The following is a 16386-nucleotide window of genomic DNA, read 5'->3' as shown; positions in this document are numbered from 1 at the left end:
ACATGATTCGAACAGCGCCATTGTAACAGTCGCGTGATCACACACCAATCATGACACGCAGTGGGTTGGCCGGGTCGGCCAGCAGCTTCACCGCCAGTGCCAGGCAGACGATTACCAGCAGCGGCTTGATCAGTCTGGCGCCGATGCGCATGGCCAGGCTGGCGCCGACGCGGGCGCCGAGGAACTGGGCAACGCCCATCATCAGGCCGATCTTCCAGGAGATGACGCCGACGGCGGCAAAGACGACGAAGCCGCCGATGTTGGAGGCGAAGTTGAGCAGTTTGGTATGCGCCGTAGCCTTGAGCACGCCGTAGCCGGCGAGCGCGACGAACGCCAGCATATAGAATGAGCCGGCGCCAGGCCCGAACAGGCCGTCATAGAAGCCGACTGCCGGCACCAGGGTCAGTCCAAACAGGAATGGCGACAGGCGTTCGGCGCGGTCGACGTCGTTCATGTTGGGCTTGAGCGCGAAATAGAGCGCGATAGCAATCAGTATCAGGGGCAGCAGGGCGCGCAGGAGATCGCCCGGGACGATGGTGGCCAGCAAGGCGCCTACGGCGCCTCCGGCCAGCGCCAGCAGCGCCGACGGCAATTGCCGGCGCAGGTCGACATGGCCCTTGGAGGCATAGTGGATGGTCGCCGACCCGGAGCCGAACATGCCTTGCAGCTTGTTGGTTCCAAGCGCCTCGACCGGCGAGAAACCGGCCAGCAGCAGAGCCGGAATGGTGATCAGTCCGCCGCCGCCGGCAATCGAATCGACAAAGCCCGCCGCAAAGGCGGCGAAGGCGAGCATGGCAACTGTCTGGATGCTGAGATCGATCATCTGATCCGTGGGAGCGTCGGTCTGCCGAGATAGCGGCGTTCGATCACGACCGCCCCATTTGCGCAAGGCCGATTCCGCGCTAACTCTAGTGAAGAGGAATCGGAAAGGGGCACCGATGGCATTCGCATTGCTGGATCAGATACGTTCGATCTTCGACGGCGACCCGGGCGTGCGCAAGGTGGCGGACGATCCCGTCCTGTCGGCCGAACTTCTGATGCTGTTCCGCATGATTCTGGCTGACGGCACAGTCAGCGAGAGCGAGATGGTGGCCTTCCGGCGCATCTGCAAGGACGCCTTCGGCATTCAGGAAAGCAGCATCGACAGCGTTATCGAATACCTCAACGAGTTCGGCTACGAGACCAACGGCTCGCAGGCGATTGCACTGTTCCGCGATCTCGACGTCGAACGGCGCAAGCAACTGGCGCAGCATATGGCCGAGATTGCCAAGGCGGATTCGCAACTGGCCGAGACCGAGGTGCGCCTGCTGCGCCGTACGCTCGATCTGCTCGACATCAGTCCAGTCGATGTGGTGAAGCCGGAAGAGTAGGGGCGAACCGCCTTCTTAACCTTGCTCCTGCATCCGGCGCGCGATTGCCCTGTGCAGGTCCGGGGCGGCGGCAACCAGCGCCCTGGCGGCCTCGGATTGCGGATGATCGAGCACCTCGTTCGTCCTGCCGCGCTCGACGATCTTGCCGTCATGCATGACCAGCACCTCGTCGGTGATGGCGCGGGCGACGGTCAGGTCATGGGTAATGAAGAGATAGGCGATGCCGAGCTTCTGGTTGAGTTCGGCGAACAGATCGAGGATCTGGGCGCGGATCGAGACGTCGAGCGCCGAGACCGGCTCGTCGGCGACGACCAGCTTGGGGCGGGTGATGATGGCGCGCGCGATCGACAGCCGCTGGCGCTGGCCGCCCGAAAATTCGTGCGGGTATTTGTCCATGTCGCTGATGCCGAGGCCAACCTCGTGCAGCGCATGCGCCACCATCTCGCGACGCTCGGCGCGGGTCGGTTTCTTTTCCAGCACATGCAGCGGCTCGGCGACCAGCCTTTCCACCTTCTGGCGCGGATCGAAGGAGCCATAGGGATCCTGGAAGACAACCTGCATGTCGCGTCGCGCCGGCTTCAGCTCTGCTTCGCGCTTGCCGGTGATGGTGTCGCCGCGAAACCGGATCGTGCCGGCGCTTGGCCGGTCCAGTGCCAGGATCATCCGGGCGAGCGTTGACTTGCCGCAGCCGGAGCGGCCGACCAGCGCCATTGATTGACCCGGCGCCATCGACAGGGAGACATCGTCGACGGCGCGTATGTCGGGCGCGCGCCTGAACAGCGCGGTGCGCCGGCCGGCATAGTCACGGGTCACGTTCTCGACCTGAAGCAAGGGCTTGCCTGTTCCAGCGCCATGCGGCTTGGCGCGCGCCGGCACATGCATGGAGGCTTGCGCCAGCTGGCGCGTATAGGGGTGGAGCTGTTCGGACAGCGTGCGCGCCGTGTCGCCGGCCTCCATCACCTCACCATGGCGCAGGATGGCGATGCGGTCGGCCATCTCGGTCACCACGGCGAGGTCGTGCGAGATCAGCAGCAGGCCCATGCGGCTCTCCGCCACGAGGTCGCGCAGGAGGTCGAGGATTTGCGCCTGCAGCACCACATCGAGGGCCGTTGTCGGTTCGTCGGCGATCAGCAGCTTCGGCTTCAGCGCACAGGCGATGGCAATGACGACGCGCTGGCGCTGGCCGCCGGACAGTTCGTGCGGATAGCGCGACAGCGGGAATTTTGCCGAGGGAAGGCCGACGCGGTCGAGCATTTTTCGCGCCCGCTCTTCAGCTTCCGCGCGTGTGGTCCTGGTGTGCCAGCGTATGCCTTCGGCTACCTGTTCTCCGATGGTCTTGACCGGGTTGAGAGCGGTCATCGGCTCCTGGAACACCATGCCGATGTCGTCGCCGCGCAGCGCGCACATCTGGTCCTCCGTTGCGGCGAGGATATTTATCCCATCGAAGGTGACGCGCCCTGTGGCGCGCGCGGCGTGGGGCAGAAGCCGCATCACCGTCAGCGCGGTCATCGATTTGCCGGAGCCGGATTCGCCGACCAGCCCCATGACTTCGCCTGATGCAAGGGAGAGTTCCACGCCTTTCAGGATCGGCGTGTCGCCGATGGCGAGCGACAGGTTCTCGATCTCCAGCAGGCTCATCGCTGCCGCCGCGATTTCGGGTCGAGAATGTCGGCGATGCCGTCGCCCAGGAGATTCAAGCCGAGCACGGTGACGACGATCGCCATGCCGGGAAAGATCGCCATCCAGGGCGCCACCACCATGCGGGTCTGGGCGTCGAACAGCATGCGGCCCCAACTCGGCATTGGCGGCTGCGCGCCGAGGCCGAGGTAGGAAAGCCCGGCTTCGGCCAGGATGCCCAGCGCGAACTGGATGGTGCCTTGGACCAGGAGCAGCGTGGCGATGTTGGGCAAGACATGTTCGATCGATATCTGCGTGCTGCTTTTTCCCGCGGCGCGCGCGGCCAGGATGAATTCGCGCGGCCAGATCGCCAGCGCGCCGGCCCGGGCGACCCGTGCGAACACCGGGATGTTGAAAATGCCGATGGCGATGATGGCGTTGACGGCGCCCGGCCCGAAGATGGCGGTGACCATGATCGCCGACAGCAGCGCGGGGAAGGCGAAGACGAGATCGTTGATGCGCATCAGCGCCTCGTCGACGAGGCCGCCGCGCGCCGCGGCAAAGGCGCCGAGCGGCACGCCGACGCCCATGCCGATGCCGACCGCTACAAAAGCCACCGCAATCGAATTGCGGGCGCCGATCATGATCATCGACAGGATGTCGCGGCCGAAATGGTCGGTACCGAACCAATGCGCCAGCGAGGGGCCTTGCGTCTTGTCGGCTATGACCAGCTTCGTCACATCGTAGGGCGTCCAGACATAGGAGACGATTGCCATCACCAGGATGAGCAAGGTGATGACGAAGCCGGTGACGAAAGCGGTGTTCCGGAATGCCTTGGCCAGGATGCTGCCGAATGTCTCTTCGGGAATGTCGATGTGTAGGGTCATTGCCGGCTTCTCAGGCGCGGATCGACGACCGCATAGGAAAGATCGACGATGAGGTTGACGGCGATCACGGTGGCGACCAGCAGCATGACGACGCTTTCGACGACGATCAGGTCGCGCTGGGTGATGGCCTGGAACACCAGCCGGCCGAGGCCGGGGAGATAAAAAACATTCTCGATGATGATGGTGCCAGCAAGCAGGAAGGCGAATTGCAGACCGAGAATGGTCAGCACCGGGATCATGGCGTTGCGCAGCGCGTGCCGCCAAAGTATGGCGCGATAGGGCAGGCCCTTGGCGCGGGCGGTGCGGATGTAATCCTCGTTCAGCACCTCGATCAGCGCCGAGCGGGTGACACGTGCCAGGATCGCCGCTTGCGGCAAGGCAAGCGCGACCGCCGGCAACAGCAGCGATTTCAGCGCCGGCCAGACACCGGCTCCCCAGCCGGGAAAGCCACCGGCCGGAACTAGGCGCAGCCAGACGGCGAAGATATAGATCAGCATCAGCGCGAACCAGAAATTGGGCACGGCGACGCCAAGCTGCGCCGCGCCCATCGCCACGGTGTCGCCGGCCCGTCCGCGCCGGCTGGCGGAAAACAGGCCAACCGGAATGGCGATGACCGTGGACAGCACAAGCGCGATCAGCGCCAGCGGCAGCGACACGGCAAGCCGTTCGCGCACGAGATCGATGACCGGCACCGAATAGGTATAGGAGCGGCCGAAATCGAGGCTGAGCAGGCCGCCGGCCCAATGCAGGTAGCGCCATGGCAGCGGTGCGTTGAGGCCCATCTGGTTGCGCAGCAACTCGACCTGGTCGGCGCTGGCGTTCATGCCCAGCATCAGCCGGGCAGGGTCGCCGGGAAGGATTTCCAGCACGGCGAACACCACCATGGTAGCCAGCACCAGCGTGGCGAGCGCGATGGCGAGGCGCTTGAGGAGGTAGGCGGTCATGGGAGATGAGGGACGGTGGTGTTGCCGATGGCAACCAACAGGTGACGACTTCGTTCTACGGCGCCCCCCTCTGTCCTGCCGGACATCTCCCCCTCAAGGGGGGAGATTGGCAGTTTCAGCGCCGGCGCCACAAATGCGTCGTTGATGATTGGCGAAAGCAGCGGCGACAGCGCAATCTCCCCCCTTGAGGGGGAGATGCCCGGCAGGGCAGAGGGGGGCGCCAAGGTGCGCAAGCGCCGCCTGTTAGCCAACAGCCTCACTCGCCCCACTTCACCTTGGTCAGGTCATTGGCCTGGATCGGGGCATTTTCCCACAGCCCTTGCAGCTTGGCGTCCCAGACCCCGACTTTTGGCAGTTCGTAAAGGAAGCCGACCACGGCGTCGTCGGCCAGGATCTTCTGCGCCTGTCCGAGCAACGCCTTGCGCTTGGCCGCGTCGGAGGTGAGGTTGAGGTCGGCGATCACCTTGTCGAAGGCCGGATTGTCATAGTTGAAATAGTAATCCTTGCGCGAATAGATATCGATGTCGTTGGGCTCGGTGTGGGAGACGATGGTCAGGTCGTAGTCCTTTTTGGTGAACACCTGATCCAGCCACTGCGCCCATTCGACCGGCAAGATCTCGAGGTTGATGCCGACGTCGCGGAGTTCCGAGGCGATGATCTCGCCGCCGAGCCGCGCATAGCCGGGCGGCGGCAGCTTCAGCGTCGCCTTGAAGCCGTTCTCCAGGCCTGCTTCCTTCAGCAATTCCTTGGCCTTGGCGACATCATGCGGATAGCGGCCGGTGAGATCGACATAATCCTTGTTGGCCGGCGACATGTGCGAGCCGATCGGCTGGCCGAGGCCGGCCGAGGCGCCGTCGATGATCGCCTTGCGGTCAAGCGCGTAGGAGATCGCCTGCCTGACCTGCAGCTTGTCGAAAGGCGGCTTCTTGTTGTTGATCGAGAGGATGGTTTCGCCCTCGGTCGAGCCGATCACCACCTTGAAACGCGGGTCGTCCTTGACCTGTGCCAGGCTGTCGGGATCGAAGAACGGGAAGGCCTGGATGTCGCCGGAAAGCAATGCCGGAACGTTTGCGGCGGCATCCGGCACGATGCGGAACTCAACCTTGTCGAGGAATGCCGGCGTGCCCCAATAGTGGTCGGCTTTCACCAGCGTGATCGACGACCCCTTGGCCCAGCCCTGGAACTTGAACGGACCGGTGCCGATCGGGTTCTCCTTGTTGGTGTCAGCCGATTTTGGCGACACCATCACCGCGTCGCCCCAGCCCATATTGTAGAGGAAAGACCCTTGCGGGTTCTTCAGCGTGACCTTGACCGTCGCCGGATCGATGACATCGACCTTGTCGATGGCCGCGAACAGGTTCTTCTGAGCATTGACCGAATTGTCGGCGCGGGCGCGGTCCAGCGAGAATTTCACGTCGTCGGCGCTGAAGTCGGCGCCGTCGTGGAATTTCACGCCGGTACGCAGCTTGAAAGTGTAGGCCTTGCCGTCGTCGGAAATGGTCCAGCTTTCGGCCAGGTCCGGCAGTACTTCGCCATTCGGGCCGATGCGTGTCAGGCCCTCGAACACATTGGCGTAGAGCACCTCATCGATGGCGGCGGCGGCGCCGGCGGTCGGGTCGAGATGCGGCGGCTCGAGCGGAATGCCGATGACAAGGTCGGTGCGCGCGGCAAAGGCCGGGCTTCCGGCGGCCAGTGCCAGGACGGCCGCGGCCAGAATGGTTTTCCACAATCTCATCGTGCACTCCCATGCGTTCAGACACGTGCTCAAACCGGGCGATAGAAGCGTGATTTCGCGCGGGAGTAAATTGCGTTTCGTGCTGCCGGGCGTCATGGTTGGGAAAGTTTTTCTCCCGGCGGCCGTTTCGATCGGTCGAAGCTTGCCCGGCGGGAGGCCTCAGCCTGCGGCCGTGCCGCGCAGCAGCACGTTCAGCCCGATCGCCATCACCTTAGCCGATTCCACCATGTCCGATATCCCGACCCACTCATCCGGCCGGTGGGCAAGGTCGAGAATGCCGGGTCCATAGGCGATGCAATCATAGATGTGGCCGATGCGGGCAATATGCTTCTGGTCGTAGGTGCCGGGCGAAATGACGTAGTCAGGCTCGCGGTCGAAGATCGCATGAATGCCTTGCGCCACGGCCTTGACCACGGGCGCGTCGCGCTCGGTCATCAGCGGCAGCACTTCCATGAGGTCGCGTATCTCGTAGTCGAACTTCTTGCGCTCGCGCTTCAGCCGGTCGAGAATGCCGGTCACTTCGGCTTTGACCGTGGCCAGATCCTCCTCGAGCAGGAAGCGGCGATCGATGGTCAGCCGGCAGGAATCGGGTACATTGGGCGAGGGCAGGCCGGGCCGGAAATCCTCGGTCTGGCCGCCATGAATGGAATTGATGTTCATGGTCGAGCGCCTCGCCCCTTCGGGCACCACCGGCATGCGTGTCATCTTGCGGTCAAGCGCGGGGAACAACTCGTCCTCGAAAGCTTGCAGTACAGCGCCCATATGGCGCACCGCGTTGTCGCCGAGAAACGGCATGGAGCCATGCGCGATCTCGCCCTTGGTCTCGATTTCCGCCCACCAGACGCCGCGATGGCCAAGGCAAATGCGGTCCTTGTTGAGCGGCTCGGGGATGATGACGTGATCGACCCTGGGCTTCGAGAAGTAGCCGAGCCCGGCCAGATGGGCGACACCGCCGAAGCCGCCGGATTCTTCGTCCACCGTGCCCGATATCTCGATGGCGCCGGGAAAGTCGGGGAATACTTCCATGAAGGCCTCGACGGCGATGATGGAGGCGGCGAGCCCACCCTTCATGTCGCAGGCGCCGCGGCCGTAGACCTTGCCGTCCTTGACGACGCCGGCGAAGGGATCGACGGTCCAACCATCGCCGGCTTCGACGACGTCGATATGCGAGTTGAAGTGGACGCAGGCGCCTGGAGAGCGTCCGTCAAATCGCGCGACGACATTGATTCGCGGATAGCGATCCGTATCGCCGGGCGTGCCGTCGGCGCGGATGAATTCCGTCTCGAAGCCGCGCTTCTTCAGCCGCGCACCGAGATATTCCGCGCATGGCCCATAGGCTTCGCCGGGCGGATTGATGGTCGGAAAACGGATGAGGTCGGCGGTCAGCGCAACGACATCGTCGCGCTTGTTGTCGATTGCCTTGAGGAGTCGCTCGTTCATACGACGAGTTGAGCAGCGATATCGGCGGTTTTGCAAGCCCGCTGGTGATCAGGCCCGCGCGGCGTGTCGTTGCGGCAACTATCGCGGGAAATCGTTCAAATTCTCTGCTTTGGATTGGCCAATTGGTCAACGAGTGTGTGTTACTTCATTCACCTGCCATTAAAAAGATGAAAAGCATCGTGATGGCAGGCAGGCAAGCAAGGGGCAATCAAAGGGGTTTGATCGCATGAAAAAGACAGTTCTCATGGCGGCCGTATTTGTCGCGATGCTGTTCGGCGCTTCGGGGCAGGGCTGGGCAGCCAGCCTCGTGGCGAACATAGACGTATCTTCGCAGACGATGACGGTCCGGTATGGGCTATCGGTTTACACGTGGAGCGTGTCGACCGCGCGCACTGGCTATTTCACGCCGCGCGGCAGCTATCGGCCGCAACGCACGGCCCGGATGTGGTATTCGCGCAAATACCATATGTCGCCGATGCCGTATTCCGTGTTCTTCCATGGCGGCTATGCCATCCACGGAACCGGTGCCGTCAGGCAGCTCGGCCGCCCGGCTTCGCATGGCTGCGTGCGGTTGCACACGGCCAATGCCGCGGCCTTCTATTCGATGGTGCGGGAAGTGGGATTCGGCAACACGCGCATCGTCGTCACCAACTGAGCGCCTGATTTCGCCGGTACATGGTCGGCTGGCGTAGAACGGATGTTCTCGCCTGCGACCTTGCTTAAAGCGCGTCGCGACGAAACAGGTTCATGCGACGCGCTTTAAATCTTTGCTTATGCATCTCGTTCGCTCAAAACCAGATCAGTTTGGGCGACATGTATTAGGTGTTTGCGACTGAAGCCGGCTTCGGGCGCTGTTTGCGACGCCAGTTGCTGATCTCCCACCTTTTGTGGAACCACATCCACTGGCCGGGATCCTCGCGCACCCAGCGCTCGACCACGTCATTCAGCATCTGGGTGGTGGCGTGGACGTCGACGCTGCCGTCGGCGGTGCGCGGCAGAACCAGCTTGTCCTCGATCTCGAGCCGGAAGCGGTTGCCAGGCAGCCTGACGCAGCGCGCCGGATAGACGTCGCAGTCGTAGTGGCGGGCGAGCGTGCCCAGCACGCGGTTGCTCTGGCAGGGACGGCCGAAGAAGGTCGTCTCCAGGCCGTTGGAGAATTTCTGGTCGACAAGGACGCCGATATTGCCGCCGTTTTCCAGGACGCCCGCCAATGCGAACGAGGCGCCGGCCATCGACGGCAGCAGGGAACCCATGGTCGAGCGGCGCGTCGAGAGGATGTAATCGGCAAGGTAGGGGTTGTTGGGCGGGCGAAACAGCGCCGTGATGTTCATGCCGAAGGTCGCGGCTGCCACCGGCAGCAGTTCGAAATTGCCGAGATGGCCGGTGAAGACGATATGCGGCTGCTTTTCGGCGGCTATCTCGACGAAGTGCTCCGTTCCCTTGACCTCGACGCGGCCCGGCTTGCTCGAGGCGGGGTCGTAGTCGAACAGGGCGTCGAGAAAGATGTATTCGGCGGCCAGCCGGGCCATGTTGCCCCACATGTCCGACGCAATGGCCTGGATCTCGCTTTCGCTCTTTTGCGGGTAGGCCTTGCGCAGATTGTCGATGGCGACCTGATGACGCCCGACCCAGGGGCCGATGCGGCGCGCGACGCGGTCGGCGAAATTCAGCGCGGCGTCGACCGGTAGCAGGCGCAGTATCGAGATGATGATCATGGCGGCGCGCGCAACCAGCCAGTAGTTCACCTGGCGCAGCTGCCTGCCGTAGCGAAACCTGAGATCGCGGCGAAACTTCTTGAGCACCGAAGTCAAGGCTCTAGACGACGCGCAGGATGATCTTGCCGAAGACGTCGCGGCCTTCCATGCGCTTCAGCGCCGCATCGATGTCGTCGAAGCCGACCTCGGTGTCGATGACCGGCGCGACCTGGCCCGCCGCCATCTTCTGCATGGCGTTGGCCATGTTTTCCATGCGGCAGCCGAAGGATCCCAGCAGTTTCAGCTGCTGCTGGAACAGCTGCATCAAATTGATCTGTGTCGACACGCCCGACGTCGACCCGCAGGTCACCAGGCGGCCACCACGCTTCAGGCACAGCATCGAGCCGGCGAAGGTATCCGCGCCGACATGTTCGAAGACGACGTCGACGCCCTTCTTCTTGGTCAGCTTGCGCACGACGCCTTCGAAACGGTCGTCACGGTAGTTGATGACATGGTCGGCGCCGAGCGCCTTGGCCTTGTCGATCTTGTCGTTGGAGCCGACCGTGGTGATGATTGTGCAGCCCATGTGCTTGGCCAGCTGGATCGCCGCCGAGCCGATGCCGGATCCGCCGGCATGGATCAGGATCGTCTCGCCGGGCTGAAGCCTGGCGTTGTCGAACAGCATGTGCTCGACGGTGCCGAAGGTCACGGGCGCCACCGCGGCCCCGATATCGGTCACGCCGGGAGGTGCGGGGACGAGCAGACGCGCCGGCAGGTTGATCTTCTCCTGCGCGAATCCGTCGAGGTGGAAGCCGTGGACACCCGAGACATGCTCGCAGAGATTGTCGCGGCCTTCGCGGCAGGCGCGGCAGAGGCCGCAGGTGCGCGCACCGTAGATCGACACCAATTGTCCGGGCAGCAGGCTGGAAACACCAGGACCGACCGCCTCGACCTCGCCGGAGGCTTCGGCGCCGACGACCAGCGGCAGCTTGCGCTTGGCGAAGGCCATGCCGCGCCAGCCCCAGACGTCGATATGGTTCAGCGCCACCGCCTTGATGCGCAGCGTGACTTCGCCGAGTGCGGGTGGCGGCGGGGGCGGCAGGTCCACCGTTTCAAGACGGCGGTCCTCGATAAGTTGCAGTGCGCGCATGAGGCCTGTCGGTTCTGTATGGCTGAAAAAGGTCGCTTAGACCGGTTCCCGCGCCATGACAAGGCAAGTGTTCTGGCCGCCGAAGCCGAAGGAGTTCGACAAAACGCTGCGAACCTCGGCATTGCGCTTCTTGTTCGGCACCACGTCGAGCACGATCGCGGGGTCCGGATTGTCGTAGTTGATGGTTGGCGGAATGACGCTTTCGCGCATCGTCATCAGCGAGAAAGCGGCCTCGACAGCGCCGGCCGCCGACAATGTATGGCCGATCATCGACTTGTTCGACGACACCGGCATGGAGCTTATGCGCTCGCCGAACACCGTCGAGAGCGCCAGATGTTCCATCTTGTCGTTCTCCGGTGTCGACGTGCCGTGGGCGTTGACATAGTCGATTTCGTCTTCACCCAGGCCGGCATCGGCCAGCGCGGCGCGAACCGCGGCAATGGCCGGCGAAGCGTCCGGTTTCGAGCGGGTGCGGTGGAAGTCGTCGGCCTTTTCGCCGCAACCGCCCAGGATGCCGAGGATGGTGGCGCCGCGAGCCAAAGCCGTCTCAAGCGATTCCAACACCAGTGCTCCGGATCCCTCGGCCAGCACGAAGCCGTCGCGATCCCTGGAGAAAGGTTTTGACGCTTTTTCGGGAATGTCGTTGTGCGTAGACAACGCCGAAAGCAACGAGAAACGGATCAGTGCCTCGGCGGTCGCCGAGCCATCGGCGCCGATCGAAAGCGCCCGGTCGCATTCACCGCGGCGGATCGCCTCGACGCCGAGCTGGATGGCTGTGGCGCCCGAGGCGCAAGCCGTCGACAGTGTGATCGGAAGACCGCGTGTGCCAAGGCGGTCGGCAAGGCGGTCGGCGATCGAACCGAACTGGGTAGTCTCGAAAATATCCAGCTCTTTCAAGCTGCGCGCCACCCGGAGCAGTCTTTCGGCGGCGGTGTCATCCTTGTCCTTGTCGGAATTGTAGAGCGAAAAGCGCTCGGCCCAGTCAAGTTCGACCGGCGGGGAGGCAAGGAAGAGCGGTCCGCCGAAATCGTTGGAATCAAGACCCGCTTCGGCCACCGCTTCGATACCCGCAAGCTCGGCCAACTCGTAGGTGAGGGGGCTCGCGCCTTTCGAACTCGACGGCAGGAAGTCGACCATGCCGGAGATGCGAGTGTTCAGTTGATCGATGGGAAAGCGGGTGATCGGATGGATGCCCGACTTGCCCGAGGTCAGTGCTGCCCAATTGTCCGATTTGCCGACGCCAAGCGAGGTCACCACGCCGATGCCGGTGACGGCGACGATTGGCCTGCCCATGTGATCTCTGAGATTGGCCATTCGGGAGCCCCCTTGTCGTTGCAGCATGGATCGTGGAGCCGCGTTACGCGGCGTTGACCAGCGCCATGCCCTCGAATTGGTGATAGCCGATCGCCGTTGCAAGGACGCTTGCGGGAATGCCTTCGAACGGCTTCTCGGCTGTGGCATCGAAGACAGGGTAGCCAGCCTTGCGGTCGACGGCCAGTGCCGCCAGCGCCACGGCAAACGGAAACTGCGCTTCCTTCATATGCCCGGTCAGCGTCGAGAAACCGCGCGCGGCGATTGCCTCGACAGCATCGAGCGCCGCTTTCTCGGCGATGGTCGCCGCATGCGCGCCAGAGGCGCCGGACATCGCCAGCAGCTTGCCGTTCGGCAAGGCCGCCCGGCTGAGCAGTGCCGCGATCTCCGCGTCCAGTTCCCCGCGCGAACGTCTCGCGCGGCCGGAGACGACCGGCCCGAGTTCGGCGTAGATCTTGCGCCCACGGCTTGCCGCGTGCTCGCGCTGCTCCAGCACCAGGAAGGCGCCGCCGGAGCCCGATACCACGCCACCGCCCTCGGTGCCCTGTCTTTGCCAGACGGGTTTCCAGGGGCCACGATGCAGGTAGCCGGCAAGTTCATAGCCGAGCAGCATGTCGGAATGTTCGGTCTGGAAGGCACCGCCGACCAGGACGTGCGTCGACTGGCCCGAGCGGATGCGCGCGGCGGCCGTCTCGACGGCTGAAACACCGGCACCTTCCTCGCCCATGAAGGTGCGCGACGAGCCCGTCACCTTGTGGACGATCGAGATATTGCCGGCGAGCAGATTGGAGAGCTGGGCCAAAAACAAGGTCGGCCGCAATTCCGTCGTCAGCTTCTCGTTGAGCAGCACATCGCGGTCGTTTCGGCTTTCCGAAGCAGCCAGAATGGCGGCATCGACTGCCTCGTCGCGCTCGCCGCCGCCGGCGGCCACCACCATGTCCATGGTCGTGCACAGTTCGTCATTGCCCTTGATGCCGGCGTCATCCAGCGCAAGTCCCGCAGCATAGGTGCCGAGCCGCTGCCAGGTTTCCATCTGCCGCTGGTCGCCGCGCTTGGCGATCTGCAGGTTCCAGTCGATCTCCGGCAGCGGATGGACGGTGTACGGTGCAAAGCGCGCGGCTTCGAGCACCGGCTGCAGGCCTGGCTGCGAGAGTTTCTGCCAGTGTGCGTCAGGGCCTTCTCCCAGCGAGGAGACAAGGCCGATACCAGTGATGACGACGTCGTGGGGGCTGCTCATGAGCGGCTTTGTGGGTCAGGAGGCGCAGCCCGTCAAGACCGCGCGCTTGCCCGATCTCAGGCGGTCTTGGCGGCAACCAGCGCGTCGATCTTGGCGCACAGGTTCTTCATGACGAAGTAGTCGTCGGTCGATGCCTTGCCGTCGTTGACTTCCTGGGTCCACTTTTCCAGCGGCACCTTGATGCCGAATTCCTTGTCGATGGCAAAGACGATGTCGAGGAAATCGAGGCTGTCGATGCCGAGATCGTCGATCGTGTGGCTCTCGGGCGTAATGGTGTCGATATCGATCTCGCTGGTGTCGGCAATGATCTTGGCGACTTTGTCGAACGTGGTGGACAAGGGCTTTTCCTTCTTTGCGGGCGGAATCTGTCCGCATTCGTTTGGGCGCTGTCTAATCGGTTTTTCCCGGCAGGAAAAGGCCTGATAAGCCGGGCGCAGATGGGAAGCGTGCCCAAGAAAGGCAAGAAGGGCCGCCGGTCAAACCTGCGGCCCTTCCCATTGACGTTGCGTCAGCCTTGTTTGGATGCATGTCGTTATCCCAAAACCGGCCCCACTTTTGGGCGACATGCATCAACCTTCGCGGAGCTTCACAAGGTCGTTGAGCAGCCCGCCCGTCCCGTTGTGGACGGTCAGCCGCTCGACCTTGCCGGCGATGGTTTCCAGAGCCTCGAGCTCCTTCAGCCGCAGCATCACCGGGTTCTCCGCCATCACCTTGGCCGTGTTGAGCAGGGAACGCGTGGCGTTCGTCTCCTCGCGGCGGCGGATGACGTTGGCCTCGGCCTGCTTTTCGGCCGACACCACCTGGTTCAGGATCTCGCGCATCTCGCCCGGCAGGATGACATCCTTGAGCGCGATATCGCTGACCTCGACCCCGATCTCGGCCATGTCGGCGCGGACCTTGGCCGCCGCTTCCTCGTCGATCGTCACCTTCTTCTCCAGGATCTGGTCGAGGGTGAGCGCGCCAAGCGTCTTGCGGAAGGCGTACTGCAGGGCGCGGTAGAGGGCCTCGGAGAAGTCCTTCACAGCGCTCACCGCCTTGACCGGATCGACGACCCGGTATTCGGCGGCGATGTTGACGCGGATCGTGACGCGATCCTTGGTCAGCACTTCCTGCCCGGCGACATCGAGCGACTGGCGCTTGAGGTCGACGACCTTGATCTGCACCATGCGTCCGACATTCCAGAAGCCATGCACGCCCGCGGCGAGCGTGCGCACCAGGACACCGTCGACGAACAGCAGCCCGGCCTGGCCGTCGAGGACCGGGTGGACGGACATCAATTCCGCCTTTCGGGCCTGGCCGAGCCGGCGCATCACCGCCGGATCGACGGCGAGATCGGCCGAGGTGTCGACCAGCGTCACCTTCCACGGACCGGCATCCGTCCACAGCACCAGCTTGCGATCCGGCGCCAGAACGGCGTGCAGGTTGCCGTCGCGCTCGATGATTGCGACGTCCGTGCGCCCGGTGCGAACGACGGTGAAATGACGCGCGGCCACGTCCGGGAGCTTGTCGAACAACGCCTTCTCGTACGCCGAAACGAATTCCGGGTTCTTCAGATCGTGCCGCGACACCTCAAGGCTTCCACCCCGGTTGGCGAGCCGATGCTCGCCCGGCAGCAGGACAGCCTTGATCTCACCCTTGTAGAGGGTGAGGGCACGTTCGTTTTCCTTTACGAGGACGCGCTGGCGTCCAAGAACCTTATCGAGAACAGTCATTGTCTTACTCCTGTCGGGCATGGCCCCATGCGAGGCGCCACGTCATGCGTCGATCTTCCCTTCGTTTCTCGTTTCACGTCGTCATGGTCCGGGCATGAATGATCCGGGGACTGGTGGCATCAATCCGCGGCGGGCCTTCGGGAGCGGATCGCGGGGGCAACGAAGCGGGCGCCGGAGGCCTTGGCCTCCCTTGCCGGCGACGCTGTGCCTTGATCGTCACCGCGGGCCTGGCCGCGAGCGGATGGCGTCGGACCTTTCGATGCGGCCTTGGCCCGAAGGCTTCGGCCGTCCGTCAGGTCCTCAGCATTCCAGTCCCCGGACCGTTTTTCAGATGGCTTATCAGGCCAGTGGAGAAGGAATCGAACCTTCGACAATCAGATTATGAGTCTGATGCTCTAACCAATCTGAGCTATCCATGATGTGGATGAAGGGACTCGAACCCTCGACCTCCGGAGCCAAATCCGGCGCTCTAACCTCTGAGCTACACCCGCAATCCCAACACCCGAAGCGGCGCCGTATACAGGGCGGCAAAGCCGCCTGCACGGGCGGAGGCAAAAGCTCCAACCGTTGTGCTCGCTTCGGTTTTCGTGACCGGGAGCGCGGCTATAGAGCCTGCGACGGGTTGTCGCAAGCGGCATTGTCGCGGCGAATTCGCGGCTTCTTCGGATAGTGGTATTTCGGCAACACGGCTGCCATCTCAAAACGTGACGCGGCCGAGCACCCGCAGGCCGTCGCCTTGCGGCTCGACGACCACGGCCTCGCCTTCGCGCGGCGAGATGCCGGTCAACGCCACGATGTCTTCCAGATGGGTGACCATGACCAGATTGTCGGAGCCGGAATAGGCGCGGATTTCCTTCATGATCGCGGCGACCTGCTCTGCCTTCTGCGCATCGCCGCCCTTCAGCAGGTCGAGCGGCGCAAAGGGTTCCGGTTCGGCCTCGAAGGCGATGCGCGCGGTGTCGAGGCAGCGGCAATAGCGGCTGGACAGCACGCGCTCGATGGGAGCGGCGCGCGCGGCGAACAAGGCACCGATCTTGCTCGCCTGCTGCTTGCCGCGCGCCGAGAGATTGACCTGGGTGGCGCAGCTGTCGATGTCGAAATTGGCGGGGTCGGTGGTGCCGGTGACCATGGCATGGCGAAGCAGCACGACATGGCCGCCGTCACCCAGCAGTGCCCAGCCGGCATCCGTGGCGTGGGCAGCGACGGGAACGACGAGCAGAAACAACGCCAAGGCAAATCGAATCATCGCAACCTTCCAGGGGCGTGGCATCACGCGCCGGTCATTCGCA

15 protein-coding genes and 2 tRNA genes are annotated in these 16386 nt (G+C 63.6%); 2 read left to right on the top strand and 15 right to left on the bottom strand.

All coding sequences use genetic code 11. From position 1 onward, the window contains the following. Window positions 1-37: 37 nt before the first annotated feature. Window positions 38-823, bottom strand: a complete 786-nt coding sequence (locus tag FJ978_RS21975) for a TSUP family transporter (RefSeq protein WP_140573915.1) — start codon at window positions 821-823, stop codon at window positions 38-40. 115 nt (window positions 824-938) lie between these two features. Here FJ978_RS21975 and FJ978_RS21970 point away from each other — a divergent pair, with 115 nt between their 5' ends. Next, window positions 939-1370, top strand: coding sequence for a TerB family tellurite resistance protein (locus tag FJ978_RS21970; RefSeq protein WP_013895014.1), 432 nt, complete (start codon window positions 939-941; stop codon window positions 1368-1370). A gap of 15 nt (window positions 1371-1385) precedes the next feature. On the opposite strand, the gene FJ978_RS21965 is transcribed toward FJ978_RS21970, so the two are convergent. The 5 genes from FJ978_RS21965 to FJ978_RS21940 all read right to left on the bottom strand — a co-directional run bounded on the left by FJ978_RS21965 (window position 1386) and on the right by FJ978_RS21940 (window position 7993). Then, window positions 1386-3008 (bottom strand): dipeptide ABC transporter ATP-binding protein, encoded by a 1623-nt coding sequence (locus FJ978_RS21965; RefSeq protein ID WP_140573913.1) that lies wholly within the window; start codon window positions 3006-3008, stop codon window positions 1386-1388. Continuing rightward, entirely contained in the window at window positions 3005-3874 is an 870-nt protein-coding gene (locus FJ978_RS21960; RefSeq protein WP_140573967.1) for an ABC transporter permease, read from the bottom strand. The genes FJ978_RS21965 and FJ978_RS21960 overlap by 4 nt, the downstream gene beginning before the upstream one ends. Beyond that, entirely contained in the window at window positions 3871-4818 is a 948-nt protein-coding gene (locus FJ978_RS21955; RefSeq protein WP_140573911.1) for an ABC transporter permease, read from the bottom strand. Before FJ978_RS21955 ends, FJ978_RS21960 begins: the two co-directional genes overlap by 4 nt. A gap of 256 nt (window positions 4819-5074) precedes the next feature. Further along, complete coding sequence (locus FJ978_RS21945; RefSeq protein ID WP_140573909.1) at window positions 5075-6553, bottom strand: ABC transporter substrate-binding protein; 1479 nt, start codon at window positions 6551-6553, stop codon at window positions 5075-5077. Between the two features lie 159 nt (window positions 6554-6712). Further along, window positions 6713-7993 carry an acetylornithine deacetylase/succinyl-diaminopimelate desuccinylase family protein gene (locus FJ978_RS21940; protein WP_140573907.1) on the bottom strand — a complete coding sequence of 427 codons (1281 nt, stop codon included), beginning with the start codon at window positions 7991-7993 and terminating at the stop codon, window positions 6713-6715. Window positions 7994-8219: 226 nt separating this feature from the next. On the opposite strand from FJ978_RS21940, the gene FJ978_RS21935 reads away from it, so the two are divergent. Then, entirely contained in the window at window positions 8220-8648 is a 429-nt protein-coding gene (locus FJ978_RS21935; protein WP_013895020.1) for a L,D-transpeptidase, read from the top strand. Window positions 8649-8811: 163 nt separating this feature from the next. On the opposite strand, the gene FJ978_RS21930 is transcribed toward FJ978_RS21935, so the two are convergent. From FJ978_RS21930 to FJ978_RS21885, 9 genes are all read right to left on the bottom strand, one after another. Continuing rightward, entirely contained in the window at window positions 8812-9795 is a 984-nt protein-coding gene (locus tag FJ978_RS21930) for a lipid A biosynthesis lauroyl acyltransferase (RefSeq protein ID WP_013895021.1), read from the bottom strand. Window positions 9796-9808: 13 nt separating this feature from the next. Next, window positions 9809-10837, bottom strand: a complete 1029-nt coding sequence (locus FJ978_RS21925) for a zinc-binding dehydrogenase (RefSeq protein ID WP_140573905.1) — start codon at window positions 10835-10837, stop codon at window positions 9809-9811. 36 nt (window positions 10838-10873) lie between these two features. Then, a complete protein-coding gene (locus tag FJ978_RS21920; protein ID WP_140573903.1) occupies window positions 10874-12151 on the bottom strand; it encodes a beta-ketoacyl-ACP synthase in 1278 nt (425 codons plus the stop codon). A 43-nt stretch (window positions 12152-12194) separates the two neighbouring features. Next, window positions 12195-13385 (bottom strand): beta-ketoacyl-ACP synthase, encoded by a 1191-nt coding sequence (locus FJ978_RS21915; protein ID WP_140573901.1) that lies wholly within the window; start codon window positions 13383-13385, stop codon window positions 12195-12197. Window positions 13386-13441: 56 nt separating this feature from the next. Further along, window positions 13442-13723 (bottom strand): acyl carrier protein, encoded by a 282-nt coding sequence (locus tag FJ978_RS21910; protein WP_010909964.1) that lies wholly within the window; start codon window positions 13721-13723, stop codon window positions 13442-13444. A 231-nt stretch (window positions 13724-13954) separates the two neighbouring features. Further along, the gene (locus FJ978_RS21900; RefSeq protein WP_181176744.1) at window positions 13955-15097 is read right to left on the bottom strand and encodes a slipin family protein; all 1143 of its coding nucleotides are present in this window, start codon (window positions 15095-15097) and stop codon (window positions 13955-13957) included. 344 nt (window positions 15098-15441) lie between these two features. After that, window positions 15442-15511, bottom strand: a tRNA-Met gene (locus tag FJ978_RS21895). A 5-nt stretch (window positions 15512-15516) separates the two neighbouring features. After that, a tRNA-OTHER gene (locus tag FJ978_RS21890) sits at window positions 15517-15588 on the bottom strand. 206 nt (window positions 15589-15794) lie between these two features. After that, entirely contained in the window at window positions 15795-16343 is a 549-nt protein-coding gene (locus tag FJ978_RS21885; protein ID WP_140573896.1) for a histidine phosphatase family protein, read from the bottom strand. Window positions 16344-16386 lie beyond the last annotated feature (43 nt).

This window comes from Mesorhizobium sp. B1-1-7, assembly GCF_006442705.1.
GTDB lineage: Bacteria > Pseudomonadota > Alphaproteobacteria > Rhizobiales > Rhizobiaceae > Mesorhizobium > Mesorhizobium opportunistum.
The sequence above is the reverse complement of the archived record's forward strand: the minus strand, read 5'-3'. Positions and strand labels throughout refer to the sequence as shown.